Source organism: Blautia sp. DFI.9.10 (assembly GCF_024461705.1).
Classification (GTDB): domain Bacteria; phylum Bacillota; class Clostridia; order Lachnospirales; family Lachnospiraceae; genus Blautia_A; species Blautia_A fusiformis.
In genome coordinates this window covers 27,189-49,262 of record NZ_JANGAA010000001.1, presented here as the reverse complement: position 1 = coordinate 49,262, position 22,074 = coordinate 27,189, and the positions used below count along the sequence as shown (strand labels likewise).

General features: G+C 45.1%; 21 protein-coding genes, 2 pseudogenes and 1 riboswitch. Of the genes and pseudogenes, 1 reads left to right on the top strand and 22 read right to left on the bottom strand.

What is annotated here, in order from left to right:
- Positions 1-135 precede the first annotated feature (135 nt).
- From NE671_RS00205 to NE671_RS15975, 9 genes and pseudogenes are all read right to left on the bottom strand, one after another.
- Positions 136-1,518: an MATE family efflux transporter gene (locus NE671_RS00205; RefSeq protein WP_326928966.1), complete on the bottom strand. Its 1,383-nt coding sequence runs from the start codon at positions 1,516-1,518 to the stop codon at positions 136-138.
- A gap of 126 nt (positions 1,519-1,644) precedes the next feature.
- Positions 1,645-2,232 carry a collagen-like protein gene (locus NE671_RS16140; RefSeq protein ID WP_118368380.1) on the bottom strand — a complete coding sequence of 196 codons (588 nt, stop codon included), beginning with the start codon at positions 2,230-2,232 and terminating at the stop codon, positions 1,645-1,647.
- A 122-nt stretch (positions 2,233-2,354) separates the two neighbouring features.
- A complete protein-coding gene (locus NE671_RS00195; protein WP_161208518.1) occupies positions 2,355-3,434 on the bottom strand; it encodes a tetratricopeptide repeat-containing glycosyltransferase family 2 protein in 1,080 nt (359 codons plus the stop codon).
- A gap of 104 nt (positions 3,435-3,538) precedes the next feature.
- A complete protein-coding gene (locus tag NE671_RS00190; RefSeq protein WP_118071376.1) occupies positions 3,539-4,189 on the bottom strand; it encodes an HAD family hydrolase in 651 nt (216 codons plus the stop codon).
- A 15-nt stretch (positions 4,190-4,204) separates the two neighbouring features.
- Complete coding sequence (ribH, locus tag NE671_RS00185; RefSeq protein ID WP_006427673.1) at positions 4,205-4,678, bottom strand: 6,7-dimethyl-8-ribityllumazine synthase; 474 nt, start codon at positions 4,676-4,678, stop codon at positions 4,205-4,207.
- A gap of 29 nt (positions 4,679-4,707) precedes the next feature.
- Entirely contained in the window at positions 4,708-5,925 is a 1,218-nt protein-coding gene (locus NE671_RS00180) for a bifunctional 3,4-dihydroxy-2-butanone-4-phosphate synthase/GTP cyclohydrolase II (protein WP_118515669.1), read from the bottom strand.
- An 18-nt stretch (positions 5,926-5,943) separates the two neighbouring features.
- Positions 5,944-6,597 carry a riboflavin synthase gene (ribE, locus tag NE671_RS00175; protein WP_004844978.1) on the bottom strand — a complete coding sequence of 218 codons (654 nt, stop codon included), beginning with the start codon at positions 6,595-6,597 and terminating at the stop codon, positions 5,944-5,946.
- A complete protein-coding gene (gene ribD, locus NE671_RS00170; RefSeq protein ID WP_110102469.1) occupies positions 6,579-7,706 on the bottom strand; it encodes a bifunctional diaminohydroxyphosphoribosylaminopyrimidine deaminase/5-amino-6-(5-phosphoribosylamino)uracil reductase RibD in 1,128 nt (375 codons plus the stop codon). The genes ribE and ribD overlap by 19 nt, the downstream gene beginning before the upstream one ends.
- A gap of 2 nt (positions 7,707-7,708) precedes the next feature.
- Positions 7,709-7,834 (bottom strand): annotated as a pseudogene (locus NE671_RS15975) (DUF6783 domain-containing protein); the annotation flags it as partial.
- Here NE671_RS15975 and NE671_RS15970 point away from each other — a divergent pair.
- Positions 7,784-8,020: pseudogene (locus NE671_RS15970) on the top strand (DUF6783 domain-containing protein). The pseudogenes NE671_RS15975 and NE671_RS15970 sit on opposite strands and share 51 nt — an antisense overlap.
- A 117-nt stretch (positions 8,021-8,137) precedes the next feature.
- Positions 8,138-8,252: riboswitch (FMN riboswitch) on the bottom strand.
- Between the two features lie 189 nt (positions 8,253-8,441).
- On the opposite strand, the gene NE671_RS00165 reads toward NE671_RS15970, so the two are convergent.
- The 13 genes from NE671_RS00165 to NE671_RS00105 all read right to left on the bottom strand — a co-directional run bounded on the left by NE671_RS00165 (position 8,442) and on the right by NE671_RS00105 (position 21,984).
- A complete protein-coding gene (locus NE671_RS00165; RefSeq protein ID WP_044960682.1) occupies positions 8,442-8,708 on the bottom strand; it encodes a hypothetical protein in 267 nt (88 codons plus the stop codon).
- 305 nt (positions 8,709-9,013) lie between these two features.
- Positions 9,014-9,952, bottom strand: coding sequence for a translation elongation factor Ts (gene tsf / locus NE671_RS00160; protein ID WP_021650399.1), 939 nt, complete (start codon positions 9,950-9,952; stop codon positions 9,014-9,016).
- Between the two features lie 36 nt (positions 9,953-9,988).
- Positions 9,989-10,732, bottom strand: coding sequence for a 30S ribosomal protein S2 (gene rpsB / locus NE671_RS00155; protein WP_044960678.1), 744 nt, complete (start codon positions 10,730-10,732; stop codon positions 9,989-9,991).
- Between the two features lie 179 nt (positions 10,733-10,911).
- Positions 10,912-11,679: a pseudouridine synthase gene (locus NE671_RS00150; RefSeq protein WP_173740469.1), complete on the bottom strand. Its 768-nt coding sequence runs from the start codon at positions 11,677-11,679 to the stop codon at positions 10,912-10,914.
- A complete protein-coding gene (locus NE671_RS00145) occupies positions 11,679-13,862 on the bottom strand; it encodes a DUF6449 domain-containing protein (protein ID WP_173740468.1) in 2,184 nt (727 codons plus the stop codon). Before NE671_RS00145 ends, NE671_RS00150 begins: the two co-directional genes overlap by 1 nt.
- Positions 13,837-14,739: an ABC transporter ATP-binding protein gene (locus NE671_RS00140; protein ID WP_059085567.1), complete on the bottom strand. Its 903-nt coding sequence runs from the start codon at positions 14,737-14,739 to the stop codon at positions 13,837-13,839. Before NE671_RS00140 ends, NE671_RS00145 begins: the two co-directional genes overlap by 26 nt.
- The gene (locus NE671_RS00135; RefSeq protein WP_015524662.1) at positions 14,732-15,106 is read right to left on the bottom strand and encodes a GntR family transcriptional regulator; all 375 of its coding nucleotides are present in this window, start codon (positions 15,104-15,106) and stop codon (positions 14,732-14,734) included. The genes NE671_RS00140 and NE671_RS00135 overlap by 8 nt, the downstream gene beginning before the upstream one ends.
- A gap of 279 nt (positions 15,107-15,385) precedes the next feature.
- A complete protein-coding gene (locus NE671_RS00130) occupies positions 15,386-16,180 on the bottom strand; it encodes a CPBP family intramembrane glutamic endopeptidase (protein WP_256163518.1) in 795 nt (264 codons plus the stop codon).
- 32 nt (positions 16,181-16,212) lie between these two features.
- Positions 16,213-16,860 carry an HAD family hydrolase gene (locus NE671_RS00125; protein ID WP_059085566.1) on the bottom strand — a complete coding sequence of 216 codons (648 nt, stop codon included), beginning with the start codon at positions 16,858-16,860 and terminating at the stop codon, positions 16,213-16,215.
- A gap of 46 nt (positions 16,861-16,906) precedes the next feature.
- Entirely contained in the window at positions 16,907-17,815 is a 909-nt protein-coding gene (locus tag NE671_RS00120; protein WP_173740467.1) for a hypothetical protein, read from the bottom strand.
- Positions 17,793-19,058, bottom strand: a complete 1,266-nt coding sequence (locus tag NE671_RS00115) for a serine/threonine protein kinase (protein ID WP_256163517.1) — start codon at positions 19,056-19,058, stop codon at positions 17,793-17,795. The genes NE671_RS00120 and NE671_RS00115 overlap by 23 nt, the downstream gene beginning before the upstream one ends.
- A gap of 250 nt (positions 19,059-19,308) precedes the next feature.
- Positions 19,309-21,075 (bottom strand): arginine--tRNA ligase, encoded by a 1,767-nt coding sequence (argS, locus tag NE671_RS00110; protein ID WP_173740465.1) that lies wholly within the window; start codon positions 21,073-21,075, stop codon positions 19,309-19,311.
- Positions 21,076-21,114: 39 nt separating this feature from the next.
- Positions 21,115-21,984, bottom strand: coding sequence for a DegV family protein (locus NE671_RS00105; protein WP_015524658.1), 870 nt, complete (start codon positions 21,982-21,984; stop codon positions 21,115-21,117).
- Positions 21,985-22,074: the final 90 nt, after the last annotated feature.

Sequence of the window (22,074 nt, the reverse complement as noted above, 5' to 3'; positions counted from 1 at the left end):
CCTCCATATTCTTTATTTTCCAGCTCCAATGTCTCCTGTTTGCAAAATGGACATGAGTTGACCTGTTTTATTTTCCCCGTAAACACAGAAAAGCGGAATTCTATCCGCTTTTTCTGATATTCTGTGTATTCGTTTTTATTCTGCAGTCTCTCCCAGAAGCTGCCTGTGAACTTTCCGCCTTACAAACCAGAAACAGGTCACCTGCATGATGATCGTAAGGATCCAGGATGCCGGATAAGAAATAAACAGTACTTTCAGTGATCTGTGAGCCGGGAAAATTCCGAAAATCCACACAATTCGAAGGCCGACCGTTCCGATAATAGACAGGATCATGGGGACACCGGAGCGTCCCATTCCGCGCAGTGCTCCCGGAAACAGATCCATCTGTCCGCAGAGGAAATAGGTAACTGTGGTATAGGCAAGAATCTCCATTCCGCATTGGATAACCTTAGGGTCTTCCGTATAGATCTTCAGAAGCTGCGGACCGAAAAAGTATGCACCACAGCCCATGGCAAAGGATACGACAAAGGACAGGATCATACAGTCAACAAGCACCCGGTCCATACGTTTCGGTTTTCGCACACCATAATTCTGACTGGTAAAGCTCATGCAGGCCTGGGTAACCGAATTCACGGACACATACAGAAATCCAAAAATATTATTGGCTGCTGTATATCCTGCCATAGCAATGGAACCAAAGGAGTTTACAGAAGACTGAAGAAGTACATTGGAAAAATTGATCACTGTACTCTGGATCCCGGCAGGCAGTCCCACCTGGAAGATCTGCTTCAGGTACTCTCCCTTTATGGACAGTTTTGAAAAACGCAGCTGATAGCTTCCCTCTGTCTGATACAGACACCGAAGGACAAGAATGCAGGAGATCAGCTGAGAGATCACCGTTCCGATTCCCACACCGGCCACGCTTAAATGACACACGATCACGAAAAACAGATTCAAAAGCGCATTGGCACAGCCGGAAATGATCAGAAAGACCAGCGGCCGCTTGGTATCTCCCACAGCACGCAGGATCGCCGCACCATAGTTATACAGCATAAAAAACGGCATTCCCAGGAAATAAATACGCATATAAAGAGTAGAAAGATCGATCACATCGTCCGGTGTATCCATCAGTTCCAGGCAGATTCTGGCAAAGATCACTCCCAGAACTGCCATGATGATCCCGCTGATCAGAGCCAGCAGGATCGATGTATGTACTGTTTCTGACATTTCTTCGTCCTTACCGGCAGCATAAAATCTGGCTGCCAGCACATTGGCACCAAGAGAAATCCCGATAAAAAGGTTGGTAAACACATTGATCAGTGCGGTAGTGGAGCCTACTGCCGCCAGCGCCTCACTTCCGCTGAAACGTCCCACTACCACGATATCCACTGCATTGAACATCAGCTGCAGGATACCGGACAGCATCAGCGGCAGTGAAAACGAAATCAGCTTGTCCATGATCGACCCATTACACATATCGATCTCATACTTGTTTTTTTTCACGATTTCATCCCCCATGTTCATACTTACATAAGAATATTATAGCACCTTTCATCGGAAAGCTACAATGAAATATTTTTATGGAGAATATGCAGCGGCTGCATAAAATACGCAGCCGCACAGTAACGTGTGTTTATCATTTCACTATCTTTCCAGGAGTCCTGCATCACGAAGGTTTGCAAGAAGTGCATTAAAATCCTCCACAATATCATCTACCGTTGTTGCATTTCCAACAGCAGCTGCCGGGGTTACTGTTCCGGCAGGGCCGGTGGCTCCTGTTGCTCCTGTTGGACCTGCTGGACCCGTGGCTCCGATCGCACCAGCCGGACCTGTTACCCCCGTCGTTCCCGCTGGACCCGTGGCTCCTGTTGCTCCTGTCGCTCCCGTTGCTCCCGTCGGACCTGTTACTCCTGCAGGACCGGTGGCTCCTGTTGCTCCCGTCGGACCGATGACTCCCGCTGGACCCGTTGCTCCAGCCGGGCCCGTGGCTCCCGTATATCCCTGTATTCCCGGTTCCCCCTGCGGTCCCTGAGGACCCATAGGACCCGGAACTCCCGGACAGCCTCTGGGACCGGTTGGTCCTGTAGGTCCCACAGGGCCTGGGCAGCCTCTTGCTCCACATCTGTCACATCCACAGGAACTATGATTTCCATAACAGGACATACAGGACAAATCCTCATGACTGTCCTGCTGCATTTCCATTTCCTTACGTTTTCGATGCCTGAACAGCATTCTTCGATCACCTCATAGGAAAATAACTTTCCCTACAGTATATGACAACAGCTTTTACCTGTGCATAGGATCCCCGCAAGCCTGTACCCTGCCAGGAAAATATAATAAATATGTCTTTCATTTTATGACAGACCATATTTTTCCCGGAAATATTTCTGGTCATACAATACTCCCGGATCTTCCGGCTTCAGTTCCATCGCTTTCTTATGAAAAAAGAATGCCTGCTCCGGACATCCCATCTTATCATAACAAACGCAAAGCTGCATATATGGCACAAATCCATGATACTCAGCCATAAAAAATCCACCCTTTTTCTTATCTGAAGGCACAGTAAGCGCCTGCCCGTACCAGTAGGCAGCCTGTCTGGGCAGCTCTCTTTCCAGAAAGATCTTACCGACCTCACAGCAGATTTCCGCCCTCGGCACATCCATAGTCAGACTGTACAGAAAAGCTTCCAGTGCGGACTTTTTTTCTCCCATTTTCCGGTAGCACTGTCCAAGTACAAAACAGGCATCGATCTTATTTTCCAGCCATCCGGACGGATTTTTCAGGAACTCCACCAACACAGCCTCTGTCTCCGGATAACGCTGATGATAATACAGTTCTCTCCCATAATAAAGCTGATGTCTGGGTTCCAACGTTTCTCCTCCTGCCAGCATTTTTTCATAAATGCGAAGATTACGGTCCGGATCACCTTTTCCACATTTCCGGTGCCGGATCACCACATCTGAATAAATGATATTTCCCTCCGGAATCACAGTTTCATGAACTGCCCCATTCCATCTGAAATTTCTGGATGTTTTCATTATCCGCTCCCGAAAATATGAAAATGTTGTTCTCCCGCTCTGGTCAAACCCTGCCGCATATTCCATCATCACAACATCTGTTCCGGGATCCAGAGTTTCTTTAAGACTCTTCAGTTTTTCCAGATTTTCTTCATCCAGGACATCATCCGCATCCAGCCACATCCAGTAATCGGTGCGGACTTTTTCCAGAAGAAAATTACGCGGAGCAGAAAAATTATCACACCAGGGAAAATCAAACACCTGCGACGTATACTGCTCCGCGATTTCTTTTGTTCTGTCTGAAGAACCGGTATCTGCGATCAGGATCGCATCCATCACCTGAGAAACCGGCTTCAAGATCCTCTCAAGAACTGCTTCTTCATTTTTTACGATCATACATAGACTGAGGGAAATCATATTTCAGGATCCTTCGGATTTTTATAATATTTATGCCATTCCCATCAGTCCTATACCTTCTGTCAGTGTACAGCTTCTGCTTTCGGATAAAGCTGAGCTCATCCTCATATCACCAACTGTGGTATATCCTCTATATGTTCTGCAAGATGATCTGCCCCGTTCAGCTCCCCTCTCTCACCATATCCATACAGGCATCCTATAAATGGGCTTTTGCAGGCTCTGGCACATTCCAGATCCTGCCTCCTGTCTCCGACCACCAGATAAGGACCTGTATATTCCCGAATAATTTCCTGCACAATTTCTGTCTTTGGACGGAATCCATACGATTCGCAGTCATAAAAATGATCGAACCATCGTTCCATCCCAAATTCCTTCCAGTGCGCCTCACGATAGGAAGCTTTACAGTTACTTAAGATCACAAGATGATATCCCCGGTTCTTCAAAGCTGTAAGCATCTCCTCTGCTCCCGGATACCACACAGCCTTATGTTTCCTGATCTGTCTGACCATCAGGTCTCCTACCATCCTGCTTGCCTGCTCTTTATAGCTCTGATCCAGCTCCGGCAAAAATGTATTCCACATCTCCTTACTGTTAAATCCCAGCCAGCCGGCAATTTCCGATGAGCTTATCTCCCGTTCTTCTGCAGCCTTCTGCTCTGTCAGCCACTGATAGGTTTCACGAAATGCCGGTTCATAGATTCCAAGGGTATGATGGATCGTTCCATCATAATCGAATATGATCGTTTTTGTCATCATTTATTTTCCTGTCTTTTAGAGCTGCTTCATCAGATTGACCATCTCGATCGCAGATAACGCACAGTCATAGCCTTTATTCCCGGCTTTGCTTCCTGCACGCGCAATAGCCTGCTCGATATTCTCAGTCGTGATCACTCCGAATAAGACAGGGATCCCTGTTGCAAGTTCAACCTGTGCGATCCCTTTGGCAGATTCATTGCACACCAGATCATAATGTGAAGTATCTCCACGGATGACAGCTCCCACGCAGATAACTGCATCATATTTTCCTGACTGTGCCATTTTCTGTGCTGTAAGCGGAATCTCAAATGCTCCCGGCACCCATGCTGCAGTAATATTCTCTTCTTCTACTCCATGTCTTACCAGTCCGTCGACTGCCCCTCCCAATAATTTATTCACAATGATCTCATTGAACCTCGCTGCCACGATACCAACCTTCATTCCCTCCGGTGCTACTACTTTTCCTTCTACTAAATTGATCTGTCTCATTTTTTCTTCCTCCTGCTATTTGCTGTTTTTTATAAATTTATTTCCTTAAAAATATGACCCATCTTTTCCTGCTTCGTTTTCATATACTTCCGGTCATATTTTTGTACCGGAATCTCCAATGGTACTCTCTCATTGATCTTCAGCCCGAATTCGCCAAGCCCATAGACTTTATCCGGGTTATTGGTCAGTAATCTTAATGATTTCACACCAAGGTCTGACAGTATCTGTGCCCCAACCCAGTACTCTCTGAGATCCGGTGCAAACCCTAACTTCACATTAGCCTCCACGGTATCATATCCCTGTTCCTGAAGCGCATAGGCTTTGATCTTATTGATCAGTCCGATCCCTCTGCCTTCCTGTCTCATATACAGAATGATCCCTCTGCCTTCCGCCTCTACCTGGCGCATCGCTGTCTGCAGCTGCAGGCCGCAGTCACATCTGAGCGATCCGAATGCATCTCCTGTCAGGCACTCCGAATGTACACGGCAAAGCACATCCTCACCATCTCCTAGATCACCTTTTACCAGTGCCAGATGATGCTCTCCTGTAATGTCATTGATATAGCCATACATTTTAAAATCACCGTACTGCGTTGGGAGGTTTGCAGCTGCTTCCTCCTTTACATGCTTTTCATGTATTCTTATATAATCCTGCAGATCACGAATCGTAATAAATGTAAGGTTATGCTCTTTTGCCATTTCCCATAGCTGTGATGTACGCATCATAGTGCCATCTTCTTTCATAACTTCACAGCACACGCCGCATTCTTTCAGTCCGGCAAGTCTCATAAGATCTGTTGTTGCCTCCGTATGGCCATTTCGTACCAGAACCCCGCCTTTTCTGGAAATAAGCGGAAATACATGTCCCGGTCTTCTGAAATCCTCCGGTTTTGACTGATCATCCACACACTTCATAATGGTATAGGAGCGTTCTGCCGCAGAGATACCGGTGGTTGTATCTGCGTGATCCACTGCCACGGTAAATGCTGTACTGTGATTGTCCGTGTTCTCAGCAACCATCGGCGGAAAATTCAATCTCGCCGCAATTTCTGCACTCATCGGTGTACAGATAAGACCCTTTGCATAAGTCGCCATGAAATTAATATTTTCCCGGGTCGCAAACTCTGCCGCACATATCAGATCTCCCTCATTTTCTCTGTCCGGATCATCTGTGACCAGAACTATTTTTCCTTCCTTAAGATCCCTAAGTGCCTCTTCAATTGTGTTGTACTGATAATTTTGTGACATAGTGTATATCCTCCTGTTCTAAAACCCGAATTCTTCAAGAAACTCCATCGTAATTCCGGATTCTTTTTTCTCTTCTTCGTTTTTTCTGATGCCAAGCAGTTTTTCTACATATTTTCCGATCACATCATTTTCCAGATTAACCAGATCCCCCGGCACCTTTTCCAAAAGGGTGGTTTCTTCTCCTGTATGTGGAATGACCGACACCTGAAAACCAGCTTCATCAACCCTTGCAACTGTCAGGCTGATCCCATCAATACAAACGGATCCTTTTTCCACGATCAGATGCAAGATCTGTGGCGATGTCTCAATCGATACCCAGATGGCATTTTCTTCCCGGAGCATGGAACGTATCACTCCAGTTCCATCAATATGACCGCTTACTATGTGTCCCCCGAACCTGCCATCTGCAGCCATTGCACGTTCCAGGTTTACCTGGCTTCCAGCTTTACAACTGCCAAGACTGCTTCTTCTGATCGTCTCTGCCATCACATCGGCAGTAAATCCGTCCGGCTGGATCGACGTAACTGTCAGACACACACCATTCACAGCAATACTGTCACCGATCCTTGTCCCTTCCAGGACTTTCCGGGCTTTCACTGCCAGGATCCCTGATTCTCCTGTCAGCTGTATATAACGGACTTTTCCTTTCTCTTCTACGATTCCTGTAAACATGATTCCTCCTGTTTTTTCTCACACACCTGACATCTTATCCGGATGTCCTCACCGATCTGGCAGATATCTGTATATTTCAGTTCTACTGCTTCAGACGGGAATTCAACTCCGATACCTTCTACCGGTGTCTTCCCGGCCACACCACCAAACAGCTTTGGTGCCACAAAAGCCTGTACTTCCTTTACAATTCCGGCTCGCAGGGCACTGTCATTTAACGTACCGCCTCCCTCCAGGAGGATGCTGTCAATACCCCTGTTTCCAAGATCTGTCATCAGCTTCTTAAGGTCTATCTGATCCTTTTCATCCGGACAGTAAATGGTCTCAACTCCCATGGTATGTAATATTTTTATTTTTTCTTCTGTATTTTTCTGATCTGCATAAGCCACGATCGTCCGGTACTTTTCCGCACTTTTTACGATCTGACTGTCCGGCGGGATCCTGAGCTTACTGTCGCACACAATCCTGACAGGACTTTTCCAGCCTTCTACCCGGACGTTTAACATCGGATCATCTGCAAGCACAGTTCCAATACCTGCCATGATCCCCATGTACTGATGCCGCATATGCTGTACTTCTTTTCTTGCCGCTTCTCCGGTGATCCATTTTGATGCTCCTGTCTTCGTTGCGATCTTCCCATCCAGTGTCATGGCATACTTCATCACCACGTATGGGGTTTTCGTAGTAATATAATGGAAAAACACCGGATTCAGCTGATCACATTCTTCTCTCATAAAATCTTCAACTACTGTTACACCGGCTTCCCTTAACATCTGTACACCTTTTCCTGCCACTTTCGGATTCGGATCTCGGGAACCGATCACCACTTTTCTGATCTTCTGTTCAATGATCGCTTCCGTACATGGAGGTGTTTTTCCATGATGACAGCAAGGCTCCAGCGTAACATAAATCACCGCACCTTCTGCTGATTCTGTGAGGGAAGCAATTGCATTACGTTCCGCATGAAGTTCTCCATACTTTTTATGATAGCCTTCCCCAATGATCCTTCCGTCTTTTACGATCACTGCCCCTACCATCGGATTGGGATTCGTCCAGCCTTCTCCTTTTTTGGCCAGCTGAATCGCCCGAAGCATATATTCCTGATCCGTCATTTTTATTCCTTCTTTCTTATTCCTGTTCTTTGTCTAGAGCGTGTTTGAAAAAGGCTTTCTGCAAGATGTGCGTCACAATTTGTGGGAGATTTTGTCCGGATGAGGGCGCCGTAGCGGGCTACGGCAACTGAATTCGGGCAAAATATACCGCAAAGTGGGGCGTGCAGATTGCAGGAATGATTTTTCAAACACGCTCTGGTACGCCGAGGCTTTTAGATCTGTGCAATCGGATTCACAGACAAGTGAGTGGTATATTTATTTCGAAAACGATGTACCAGATACAAAAAAAACCTGCAGAAATATCTGCAGGGTAGAATTGATCTGTTACATATGATCGATAAATGAATGTCTGATTCCCTATATAAAAAGCTCTGAAATGGATCACCATCTCAGAGCTCTGATACTACATTCATTCAAAAAATCAACTGTACTATCATCTTCTTCCATCCAGACTGTACTGTCGGCCCCGGAATCTCACCGGATCATGCCTCTCGGCTCGCGGGCTTTACCGCCGGTAGGGAATCTCACCCTGCCCTGAAGATATCTTTTTGTTTATTTTAATACTTTATCTGTTATTTGTAAAGCGAAATTTTTATTTTACTCATTCCATGCGGAATATTAGTTACTGGCAGGCAATCGTCGTATTACTATTCTCAGGCTTTGGTTGACAAACAGGCACGCAGGCAAAGACCGATGGCCAGCACACAGAGCCTGTGCCTTGGAAGATGAATTTTTTTATCTGCAGTTTACTATTGCTTTTTGGGCAGCAGCAAAATCTTTTTCTAGTACATAAATACATGTTGTTTCATTCTTATGATCAATTCCCGATGCAAAAGTATGATAAAAAATCAAGAAAAAAAGATTATTGATAAATGTTCCTTTTTTCAATCTCGTTTCGTAAAGAATATTATTTTCATTCAACGCTTGTGTTAACCGCACGAGATGATCCATATTATCAGTTTCACATAATTTAATTTTTCCATTATCCTGGGTATATTTCATAAAAATCTCCATTCCGCCGCCTTTGGCTGGCGGCACAAATAGTGAGGAATTATAAGCGGAAACAGGCGCAGGCCGTGACATTTAGGCGTTTTAAAAGTATCGATTATCTCTGTCAATTCATGAGCATACTTATTTTGATGTGGCAGGAAGAACCAGAGAATATATTTGACAGAGTGTCCAAGATATTTGGATAAAGAAAACCGATGGCTTTGACTGTTATCAATCTACACCATCGGCTTTCAAGGTTTTTAAATACTTAAATTCAGACTTATTAAAATAATATAATGAAAACTTAAGTTAATGGATTATTTACCCATCTGCTTTGCAACTTCCTCAGCGAAGTTCTCTTCTTTTTTCTCAAGACCATCGCCTGTCTCGTAGCGAACGAAGCCTTTGATCTGGATCTTAGCGCCGTTCTCTTTTGCTACCTGCTCTACATATTTAGCAACGGACTGTTTTCCGTCCTCTGCTTTTACGTATGTCTGGTCAAGAAGGCAGATCTCTTTAAGCTCTTTTTTGATACGTCCTGTGATCATTCCCTCGATAACCTTAGCCGGTTTCTGGGACTCCTTCGGATCGTTCTGGATCTGAGCCATAAGGATCTCTTTCTCATGCTCGATATAGTCAGCGCTTACTTCCTTGTCGCTTGTGTACTGCGGTTTCAGAGCTGCAATCTGCATAGCTACGTTCTTAGCCATCTCTTTAACAGCATCGTTAACAACATCTGTCTCAACGTCTACAAGAACGCCGATCTTTCCACCCATATGAGTGTAGGAAGCGATGAATCCGTTCTGTTCCTCAACCTGAGCAAATCTACGGATGTTCATGTTCTCGCCGATTACTGCGATCTGAGCTGCAAGAGCCTCTTTTACAGTCTTAGTTGTATCAAGTGCCCATGCCTCAGCAAGGAAAGCATCGATATCAGCTGCTGTTGTGTTAAGTGCCTGTGCTGCAACATCTGCAACATAGCCCTGGAATTTCTCATTCTTTGCAACGAAGTCTGTCTCAGCATTAACCTCAACAACGACTGCTTTCTTTCCATCCTCTGTTACCAGAGTTTTGCAAAGACCCTCTGCTGCGATACGGCTTGCTTTCTTCTGTGCTGTAGCAAGACCCTTCTCACGCAGGAACTCAACTGCTTTATCCATATCACCATCTGTAGATGTAAGAGCTTTCTTACAATCCATCATTCCGGCGCCGGTCATCTCTCTTAACTCTTTTACCTGTGCTGCTGTAATAGCCATTGTTCGTTTCCTCCTGAAATATTCTGTTTATACGAATTATTCCTCTGTAGCTGCAAACTCCTCAGACTCAGCCTCGATCTCGCCATCTGCCTCAGCAGTTCCCTGCTTAGCCTCGATAACAGCGTCAGCCATCTTGGAAACGATGAGTTTTACTGCACGGATAGCATCGTCATTTCCCGGGATCACATAGTCAAGCTCTTCCGGATCACAGTTAGTATCGCAGATACCGATAAGCGGGATTCCAAGTGTATGAGCCTCCTGTACGCAGATTCTCTCTTTCTTAGGATCTACGATAAAGATAGCATCCGGGATTCTCTTCATCTCTTTGATTCCGCCAAGGTTCTTCTGAAGCTTAACAAGCTCTTTGCGAAGCTCGATAACTTCTTTCTTAGGAAGTACGTCGAATGTTCCGTCAGCTTCCATTGTCTCGATCTCTTTCAGTCTTGCGATACGGCTCTGGATTGTCTTGAAGTTTGTAAGCATACCACCAAGCCATCTCTCATTTACGAAGAACTCTCCACAACGCTCTGCCTCTGTACGGATAGCATCCTGAGCCTGTTTCTTAGTTCCTACGAAAAGGATGTGTCCACCGTTGGCAACGATATCTGCTACTGCATTGTAAGCATCGTCAACCATTCCTACAGACTGCTGAAGATCGATGATATAGATACCATTTCTCTCTGTGTAGATGTACGGAGCCATTTTAGGGTTCCATCTTCTTGTCTGATGTCCGAAATGAACACCTGCCTCTAAAAGCTGCTTCATTGAAATAACGCTCATGTCTTTTCTCCTTTTTGGTTAAATTCTTCCGCACAGGTCGCCTTCTCTCTGGACCCATCCTCACACCGTAGGGCACCATCCTTATAGAATCGCCGTGCGTGCTTATTTTTGCAACTTCTGAATTATAGCATAGAAAATCCCCTTATGTAAAGGGGATTTTTCCAATTTTTTTCTGTTTTTCAGCGGTTTCCGGCAGACTTCAGAAGCTCCAGCTCTTTTTCGGTGAGCGAACGATATTTTCCTGTCGGAAGATCTGAAGGAAGCGCCAGCTGCCCCATGGATAGTCTTTTCAAATAAGTTACTTTTTTTCCCAGTGCCTCCATCATCCGTTTTACCTGATGGAATTTTCCCTCGTGGATGGTAAGTCGGATCTCAGATTCCCAGTTCTTACCGGCTTCTGCAGATTCTGTGCCGGACTCCCAGGTAGAAAGGATCTCCAGCCTTGCCGGTCGTGTGAGATCTTTTTCCCCGATATCCACGCCTTCTGCCAGCTTCACGACATCTTCTTCTGTCACTTTCCCGGATACTTTTGCATAGTAGGTCTTATCCACATGCTTTTTCGGAGAAAGAAGCTCGTGTGCCAGAGGACCGTCATCTGTGATCAGAAGAAAGCCTTCTGTATCTTTATCCAAGCGTCCCACCGGAAAAAGACCCTTTCTTCTGTCTTTCTCTTCAATGTAGTCGAGAACCGTTTTATCTCTGAAGTCCTCCGTTGCGCTGACACAGCCTGCCGGCTTGTTAAAAAGATAGTATACATATTCCGGTGCAGCATGGAGCTCCTGCCCGTTCATAACCACCTGATCTTCTTCTGTTACCTTCAGCTCCGGTTTCTTCACAGATTTCCCGTTAACCTGCACCTGACCCTTCTGTATGTATTTTTTTACCTCGCTTCTTGTACCTGCGCCGGCATCTGCCAGAAATTTATCCAGCCGGACTGGTTTTTCCATTAATCATTTACCTCCCATTCTGTTACATGGGCTGCCTTTGCATCTGCTCTGATAAAATCCGGGATCTCACCGGCAAATGTCATATAAAGTCCGGAATCCCCGCCGGTGCTCTCTTGTCCTTCCAGAACCACTTCCATTGTGGCATCTGCATTCCAGATAGTCCATCCGTTTACCAGCTGTGATGGACGGATACATTTTTTCAGGGCTTCCAGCTGTTCCTTTTTATCGTAACGGACTTTATAACCGTTATCTGTTTCTTCAAGATCCGAAATAGGCTCAGTGTCGGAAAAAGCTTCATCATCTTCGCCGGCAGCTTCGGAGCTGAAGTAATAAACATCAATATACTCAACAGACAGCTCATCCATAGAAAGAGGATATCCTGTTTCTTCCAAAATTGCAAGTGTTCTCTTATATGCCGGATACACCAGAACGGAGGTAGACACACTCTCTCCTTCCTGAACAGCCGGTACATTCATTCCCCATTCATCCATGTAGCCTTCTGACGGAATTCCCGCATAATCGAACATCAGCATTGCACATGGCTGATCTTTTACTGTCTGACCGCCGTTTTCCAGAATGTCCTTTCTCAACGCCTCTGCCAGCGCCTGACGCTTCTCTGCATTTTTCTCAAATAATGTTTGAATATCTCCGTCACAGAAAATACCGGTGACCTCTTTCAGATACTGTTTGTCCAGCTGAAAAAATGAATATCTGTCTTCTTTCCATGTCTGCTCATCATACAGGGCTTCCATAAGATTCTGTGCCTGTGCAGAGGATACAATATAGCCTCTGCATACACTGAATCCCTGTTTATTTATATAGCGCACATACATGCGCCTTCCTGATTTTTTTCCTTTTTCATTCTGAAGCCTGATATCCTTCAGACTGTTATATAATGCTTTACTTTTCATCACCGGCTGATCCAGCAGACCGGAACTATTGTCTGAGGTGGCAGTATACCGGATCTTATAGATTCCGTTTTCTTTTTTTTCCACATTGCAAAGCTGCTCTGTATATGAAAGATTGCTTACATTTATCACAACTCCCTGAAGATTGTCATAAGCCGGAAAATAACTGTCATATCCCAGAAGATCCATTTTCATGGTCAGCGCACAGATTGCCACAACACCTCCAAGGATCATAAGCTGCACTTTTCTGCGGAAAAATCTGCGAAAATCCATTTCATAGATCACTTCCAGAATTCCATGGACCAGGATCGTTCCCAGTATCATTCCGAAGATCCACCATGCTGTTTTGGATGAATCTTCCGGAATCATATAAAAGATCAGACCGATCCCCAGTCCGAATGGTATTGTGATCAGGGCACTTAAGACCGGCTCCATCCAGGTATATACCAGAGCTTTTCCGGTATTCTCTGACCTTCGTCTGCAAAATGCCATCCAGGAAAGTGCTGCCATGATAAACAGCGTGAGGATCAGTATCAGCAAATGCTTTCCAAAGCTTCCGCTGCTGTATCTATCTATAAAGCTTACGATCACCATAAGAGGAGATCCCAGATTCCGCACTGCTGCCAGAATTCCGTAACTGCCCTCGTACCAGGTATCAAAAAATAAATGTCCGCTTAACTGCAGCATCACTGCCAGAACGATACTGTAGGTAAACAGCCCTGCCCATGCAAGTGCTCCCATCAACATGGTACCGGTGCAGGCGATCACCAGCACTGTGGAAAAATACACCAGAAGATACATCAGGAGATGGAGCACCAGCAGGATCAGTGCCTTTTTCATAATGGAAAGGCTGTAATATCCTCTGGCTGCCCCGATGCATACCGCAGCAAATTCCATGATCACATATGGCACCAGATAATAAAGAACAGCCAACAATACTCTGTGCAGAAACAGTGCACTTCGCTTTACCGGAAGGCTGTGATAGAAATCCACTTTTCTCGGGGAATACAGATACCAGAAGCCGCTTACTGCTGCAAAAAATGCGGTTACCGCAGCCACAGCTGCTCCCATTGTGAGAAAGTCACTGCTCCACAGGCTGGAATACAGATAGGAAAGCTGACTCTGAGTATAACTGCGCTCATTCCATTTTCCCATCAGAATAAGTTCCGCTACCGGAAATGCAAGGAGAAATGCGATCATGGCAAATGCCGGGATCCATCTTTGTCCTTTGGAAGAGGATTTCATATACTCACTGGAATAAATTTTTGACTTCATAGCCTGCCACCTCCGTTTCGCTGATAAATATTTCTTCCAGAGTCAGTGGGAGCACTTCGCAGAAAAGAGGATTTTTTGCCTGTATCTTCTCCATGATTTCTCTTCTTGTTCCCCTCGCAGTAATAAGCAGCAGGGAGCCCTGATGCTCTGTTTTCAAAACCTCCAGCTCTTTCTTTAATTCTTCTTCTTTCTTTTTGTCAGTAAGTACACACTGGATCTTATGGATGTGGAATTTCATATCCTCCAGATCTCTGGAAAGGAGAATTCCTCCCTGATGAAGAAGCCCGATGTGATCGCAGATATCTTCCAGCTCACGGAGATTATGGGAAGCGATCACCGGCGTAAATTCACGACTCATGATCTCCGATGCAAAAATACTTTTTACTGCCTGGCGCATTACCGGGTCCAGGCCATCAAAGGTTTCATCACAAAACAGATATTTCGTTCCTGTACTGATTCCCAGGATCACCAGAAGCTGTTTCTTCATTCCCTTGGAGAAAGTGCTGATTTTTCGTTTTCCATCCAGATGAAACTGCTTCATCATTGTCTCAAAACGCGCCTGCTGAAATCCCGGATAAATACAACGGTAAAATTCTGCCATGTCCAGAGCATTGTAATTTGCCGGAATATATGCATCGTCCGGTATGTAGAAAAAATGCTCTTTGATCCTTTCATTTTCAAAAACCGGTTCTTCATCCATCAGCACCTCTCCTCTGTCCTGACGGATGATCCCGGCCATGATACGGAGCAGAGTACTTTTTCCCGCACCGTTGGAGCCGATCAGTCCAAAAACCTCCCGTTCCCCGATATCCATGGTGACCTTATTTACTGCCTGTATCTTACCAAAAGCTTTGCTGCAGTTTTTTATCTCAATCATTGTTTCCCTCCTTATAGCATAAGCGGATCACACCGATCATTTCTTCCTCCCCTACTCCCAGAGCCATTCCCTTTTCTGTGATCTTTTTCAGCTCACTTAAGGTTTCTTCCATACCGATCTGCCTGATCCTGCTGCTGTCTGTGACAAAACTGCCTTTTCCCTTCACCGGACAGATCAGCCCCTGCTGCTCCAGTTCCATATATGCCCGCTGGATGGTATTGGGATTGATGGATAATTCCACGGCCAGCTGCCGCACAGACGGCATCTTGGAAGATGGCTCCACAGCTCCTGACAGGATCAGCATCCGGAATTTCTCTACGATCTGCTCGTAAATGGGACGTCTGTCCTGATAGTCCAAGAATAACATACGACGCTCCTTTCTCTGTAATCTGTGTATTAAGTGTATTAATTCTTTTAATACGCTTATGATAGCACATGATACAAAGGTACGCAAGAAATGGCCTCTTAAATAAATATAAAATCTATATAAATTTACCGGCAGCAAAAGATTCCGGCATATTTTTATAAAAAAATCTGTAATGGCATCCTTATACTATGATTCCACTACAGATTCTCTGTAAAGCAAATATTCATCTATCACTCTGCCTGATCCAGTAGCAGGCAGACATTCGTGTTCCACATTGGATCATACAGCCCGGTAGCCACGTTTTTCTCCCCGGCGTGCAAAATACTGATATCCTCCGATCATCGCTGCCGCAAAAACACCATAGATCATCAGAAGGCTTCCTGCTCCGGCTTTTTCCACCAGAGTCTGGGCGTATTCACTGAAAATAAGTATCCAGGTATTGGCTCCGATGTGCATCAGCACACTGGTCCACTTATTACCGCCCATCTCCAGAAACCACGCAAAAATCCCTCCCAGAACAAACGCATACACAGCCTGCAGGACATTTCCGTGATAAATTCCGAAAAACGCCGCAGAGATCACAGCGGAAAACAGTACAGAAAAGTGATCCCGAAGTCGCAGATAGATCAGCCAGCGAAAGATCATTTCTTCTGCAACAGGCGCTATGATCCCCATCCAGAAGATCATCATAAACAAACTCTTTCCTGAGGTGATCTTCGTCATCGTCTCTCCATAGCTGGATGAGATCCAGTTCTGCAGGATCGCCACCAGCACATTGGCATACTGGGCAAATCCGGCTCCAGCAGCAAGAAGAAGCAGCATTTCAGGAATAGATAGCCTTTGTTCCTCAACGGAAGTCAAACCGCCGATCAGCCTTCCTATACGATCCTTCCGATAAAAATATACTGCCGGAAACATAACCAGCACTCCGGTAAGTCCGGTGATCACCAGCGTATAACTATAGTACCTTTCCTGTGCGTTGCCGACATGCCCTGCCAGCCAGAGAAGCACGGCGCTTCCGAGGATCTGTCCGATAAGATAATGGATTCCTGCCGGATAAAGCTCCCTCCACACTATTTGAAAAATATTCTGTCTGTGCAGAGGGGTCAGACGAAAAAATTCAGAAGTTCATCTGCGGAAGCTACGATCTGAAGAGGCTGTGCCTTTTCCAGTTCTTCTCTGCTTCCATATCCGTAAGATACAGCCACACACTGGATCCCGCATCGTCTGGCTCCGAGAATGTCATGTTCTCTGTCACCCACCATGATCACCTGGTCACGATGGTCAGAAAGGCTCATTCTTTCCAGAGCTTCCTCGATCACCTGAGATTTGGTTACTTTCGGTCCATTGAGGTCCGTCCCGGCGATCACCTCAAAATACCGGCTCAGATTAAAATGGTCCATGATCTGTGTTACGTAAAAGGTCGGTTTCGCAGACGCCACAGCCAGCCGGTAACCACGACGTTTCAGTTCTGCCAGAGTGTTTTCCACACCGGGATAAACGGTGTTCTCATACATTCCTTTTTCTGAATACCGCTCTCTGTAATATTCAATTCCCTTCTGTGCTGTCTCTTTATCAAATCCCGCATATTTCATAAACTGTTCCAGAAGCGGCGGACCCACAAAAACCTTCAATGGCTCCAGCTCCGGTGCCGAAACTCCAAGCTTCTCCAGTGCATACTGTACAGATTTCGTAATCCCCTCTCCGGATTCTGTCAGTGTTCCGTCCAGATCAAAAAAGATTGCCTTATACATAAATTCCTCCTGTTGTATAAAATAATCAGTAAGTATGCCTATTGTATCACTGTTTTTCTGGTAAGTCCATGGTTTCATAGTACAGCTTCCCGGATTTCACAAAACCCATGAGTTCTGCTTTCCAGGGATTTCTGCTTTTTTTCGGTAATTCCGCCAGAAGCTTTTTTCCTTGCCAGTAAAAATCACATTCTTTTCCATTGATCCGAAATGAAAGGATCTGGAACGGAATATCCGGACTGATCTCTATCCGGATCCTGTTACCGTCTGTTTTCATTCGGATCACCGGTTTTTGCTCTTTTTCTTTTTTCCTATCCGACGTTCCTGTTGGTTCTGTCCGATAGTAAGATAATGCCGGATTTTGCTTCTTCTCCCTCTTTGATGCATCTGTCACTGACTTTCGAACTGGTTTTTGAGTCACCGTTACAGATGGACTTGCTGTCACTGTCTGTATGGGGATTGGTTGTTCAGTCAGTATTGGCAGTTTTGTTGGTATCGGCGTTTCCGTCAGTTTTTCCGCAGGTGTATCAGCTATCTCTGCTTCTGCCGCAGTATTTCCATTTTCCATAAAGCTTTCTTCCTGAGAACGTACCTCATCTGTCTGAAAATCTAAATTCCATTGTGCAGACTCCTCCTGATCATTCTCCGATTCTGCCCAGGCAGCGGAATACTCCTCAGTATTTCCTTCTTCTCTGTTCCAATTACTATCATCACTTCCTTCTCCTGCATAGCTTTCTTCCCAGTCTTCCGGCAGCTGTCCGGTTCCTTCTCCCACATTCATATCAAATCCGCCGGTATCAAAACTATCCATTCCTGACACATCAAATCCATAGACAGCAATGGAAGGGATCATCCAGCTGCATAAGACCAGCAGAAACAAAACAATAAAACAGGTTTTCCTACTAGGAATTTTCATTTCTTTTGGTTTTTTCTGATCACTTTCTCTTCTTTTTCTCATTGATCTCCTCCCAAAGCTGCAGATTTCTGCTTTCACTGTCATCCAGTAATTCCGCTTTTTCTTTCTCTTTATAATCTTCCCACAGCTTTCTGCTGGCCTCTTTCTGACCGGTCCGAATAAGAAACATCCCATATTCCCCGTAGGCCACAGGATATTCTGCATCATACAGAAGAAGATTTTCATAATATAAAGCCGCTTTTTCCGGTTCACACAAAAGCTCCGCATTCCATGCCAGCAATAGCTCAATACGACGCTGCTGTTCTTTTTCCCCATAATTTCTACTTAACCTCTGGAGTCTCTTTTCCGCTGCCATACAGCACTTTTCCCGATCTTTTGAGTCTTCCGGATACTGTCTGGCTTCGTAATACAAATCAGTTACTTCTGAGATCGCCACAGAAAATTCTTCCGTTTTCAGCAATCCTGCTATCAAGATCAGTGTTCCTATCAGAATCCCTGCAGCTGCCGCTTCCAGAAATCGTTTTCTCCAAGTGATCATCCGATATCTGTTTTCCAGCTTTTGGATTTTCTTCTGAACCACTGACATATCCGAATATCTGTATTTTTCCTGTTTTCTGGTACATCGGAACAGAAGCCAGAAAAAATCCGGATATAAAATCCACTGCCATTTCTTTTTTCCGCAAAGCTTTTCCAGGGTCTTCCCCAAAGCATAAATATCACTTTCCGGTCTTAAGTAGCCCTGATACTGCTCCGGCGCCGCATAGCCTTTCGTTCCTTCACAGATCTGTTTTCTTTTTCCATGATCGAACATGGCACTTCCAAGATCTATCAGATACAGATGCCCGGTTTCAGAAAACATAAGATTATCCGGTTTCAGGTCCCCGTAACAGACCGGTGGCTTCCGACTGTGAAGATATTCCAATACTCTGGCAATCTCCTTTCCCAGGGCAAGGATTTCCCGTAAAGAAAACCGTTTTCCTGAACGGAGAAGTTCTCCCAGCGACTGACCCTTGATATATTCCATGATCAGATAACAGTACTCCCCTGTTTCCACATAATCGATAATCTTCGGTATTGCAGGATATTCCAGATGCTGCATGAGTCTGGCTTCTTTTTTCTTTGCGATCGGTATCTCTTTCACTGCACGGCAGATACCAAGTTCCATATCTTTTGCCAGATAAAGACTTCCACCTCCGCCATGTCCAATTTGTTCTACAATGCAATAACGTTCTTTCAGAACATTTCCGATCAGACAGATCACCTTCCTCTCATTTCTGTCAGACAATATTTATAATTACGTTTCTTATTGATTTGGGATAATCCGGTGAATTCCGGTTTGAAAAAACAGATAACTTATAGTCAGGCAGATATTCGTGATCTGCCCTCGTTTAGGATAAGTCCTATTATAGCACGTCCTGTTCTTTTTTGCAAAGAACTTTCTATATAAAAAAGTCCGCCGAATATAGCAGACAAAAATGTCTCTTTATCCGGCGGTCTGTCATTATTCATAATGTTTGTATCTGCAAAGCTATACCTTACATACGATCCGGTGCAGAGAATCCAAGAAGATCGATGCTTGTCTCAAGCACTCTTCTTGTAAGCTGGAGTAGCTGAAGGAAGGATTCCTTCTGTGCCTGATCCTCTTCGCTTAAGATCTTGGTCTCATGGTAAAAGCTGTTAAATGCATTGGATACCTCATAGATATATGCACAGATCTTATGTGGTGCTTTTTCTTCAAAAGCGTTCTCAACCATTGCCGCAAAGCCGGAAAGCTGAAGCATCAGGTTCTTCTCACTGGCATTGACTGCCGGAAGGATCTTACCTGTACTTAAATCTCCTCCCTCCTGTACATAACGGTTCAGGATTGACTTAATACGAACGATAGTATAAAGGATATACGGACCTGTATTTCCCTCAAAGGATGTAAAGCGGTCAACATCAAAGATGTAATCCTTGGTCGCCTGGTTGGAAAGATCTCCGTATTTGATTGCGGAAAGTCCTACGATCTTGGCAGTATCCTTTGCATCTTTATCTTTTACACTGCGATTCTCCACGATCTTACGATACATTTCCTCATCAATATCTGCGATCAGGTTCTCCAGACGCATAACACCGCCTTCTCTTGTCTTAAACGGTTTACCGTCTTTTCCATTCATGGTACCGAAACCAAGGAAGGAAAGCTTGGTCTCCGGATTTACAAGACCGGTTTTTCTTGCGCAGCGGAATACCTGGATAAAATGCAGCTCCTGACGCTTGTCAACAACATAAAGGATCTCATCCGGCTGAAAGAGTTTCATACGCTCTACGATAGTAGCAAGGTCTGTGGTCGTATAGAGAGAAGCTCCGTCTGATTTCAGAAGCATACATGGAGGGATCTCCTTGGTATCACTCTCTTCTTTTACATCTACAACAAGAGCGCCCTGATCCTCATAGGCAAATCCTCGCTTCTTCATATCCTCTACCATATCCGGGATGTACGGCTGTGCATCGGATTCTTTTTTCCAGAGGTCAAAGTCTACGTTCAGGTTCGCGTAGTTTCTCTTCAGATCAGTTACAGATACATTCATGATGTGGTTCCAGAGCGCCATGTATCCGGGTTTACCCTGCTGAAGAAGGTGGGTTGCCTCCAGTGCCTCATTACGGTAAGCCTCATCCTCTTTGGACTTCCCACTGGCACATGGATAGATCTCTTCCAGCTCGCTGATAGTAAACGGTGCCTCTGCCGGATATTCACCGGTAAAGCTGTCATCAAAATATACCAGCTCCGGTTTCCGGTGTTTCAGCTCGGTGATGATCAGTCCCATCTGAAGGCCCCAGTCTCCAAGATGTACATCACCGATCACCTTATGTCCTACAAAACGTCCGATACGCTTGATGCTCTCACCGATGATCGCAGAACGGAGATGTCCTACGTGAAGCGGCTTGGCAACGTTTGGTCCGCCATAGTCGATAATGATCGTCTTCGGATTCTTGGCAGTCTCAACAGAAAGCTTCTCATCCTCTGCCATCTTATTCATGTATTCTGCAACAAATTCCGTTTTCACATCCAGGTTGATAAATCCAGGCTTTACAACTTCTGCTCTGGAAAAGATCCGGCTGTCTGACAGCTGTGCTACCACATCATCAGCGATCATAAACGGTGCCTTGTGATATGCTTTGGCTCCTGCCATAGCACCGTTACACTGATACTCACATAAGTCCGGTCTGTTGGAAACAGTAACTTTTCCGTAGGACGGATCATAACCTGCTTTTTCAAATGCTGCGGAAAGTTCTTCCGCCATCTGTTCCATAATCTTCTTCATGTTTCAAACTCCTCATATCTTTGTTTCTGTATTTTATGCTTATAACGTCACTTTTCTTGAACATGCGACTGCAAGGGCACCATAACCGATATGGCAGGCAACACTTAAAGAAAGGGGATCCATATGTATCTCCATTCCCGGAAATACCTCCTGGATCTCTTTTTTAAATTCTTCTGCTTCTTCCAGATTTCCTGTATAAGCAGCCTGAAGACACATCTCACCGTCAGATGCGTATTCCTTAAAACGTGTTTCCCAATCATTCTTCATTGCCTTCAGCATGGCACGTTTGGCCTGCTTCTTGCCACGGACCTTGGCGTAAGCATCCAGCTTCTCTCCCTGGATCTGAAGTACAGGCTTCAGGTTCAGAACCGTTCCGATGGCTGCTGCTGCCGGTGTGATCCTGCCACCTTTTTTCAGATATTTCAGGGTGTCAAGTGTGATATAAATACTGGAATCGAGTTTCTGATCTGTAAGGATCTTCTTGATCTCTGCAGCACTTTTTCCTGCCTCGGCAAGCATCTTAGCATCCATTACAGACTGTCTCTGTGTTACGGAAATCCGCTGATTGTCCACTACCTGAACACGACCATTATAATCAATAGCAAGTCCCATTGCAGTAGAACAGGATGCACTCAGTCCGCTTGACATCGGAATATGAACGATTTCCTCATAATCTCTCAGAAGCTTGTCCCACAGATCACAGAGATCAGCCGGACTTGGCTGAGATGTGGAGATCGGTTCATCCTTCTTAAGCTTCTCATAAAACTCTTCCTGTGTGAGAGTTACACCTTCAAGATACATTTTTTCATTAATATAAAACGGCATCGGTATCACATAAACGCCAAGCTCTTCGGCCTGGGCCTGTGTGATACCGCTGTTGCTGTCTGTTACAATGGCAATTTTGCCCATTCTTTTCTCTCCTCCTGGTCTGTTATCTCACAGTTCAAAGAATTAATGCATCAGCCCCTGATGAACTAATTCTTTGAACTGCTGTAGAAA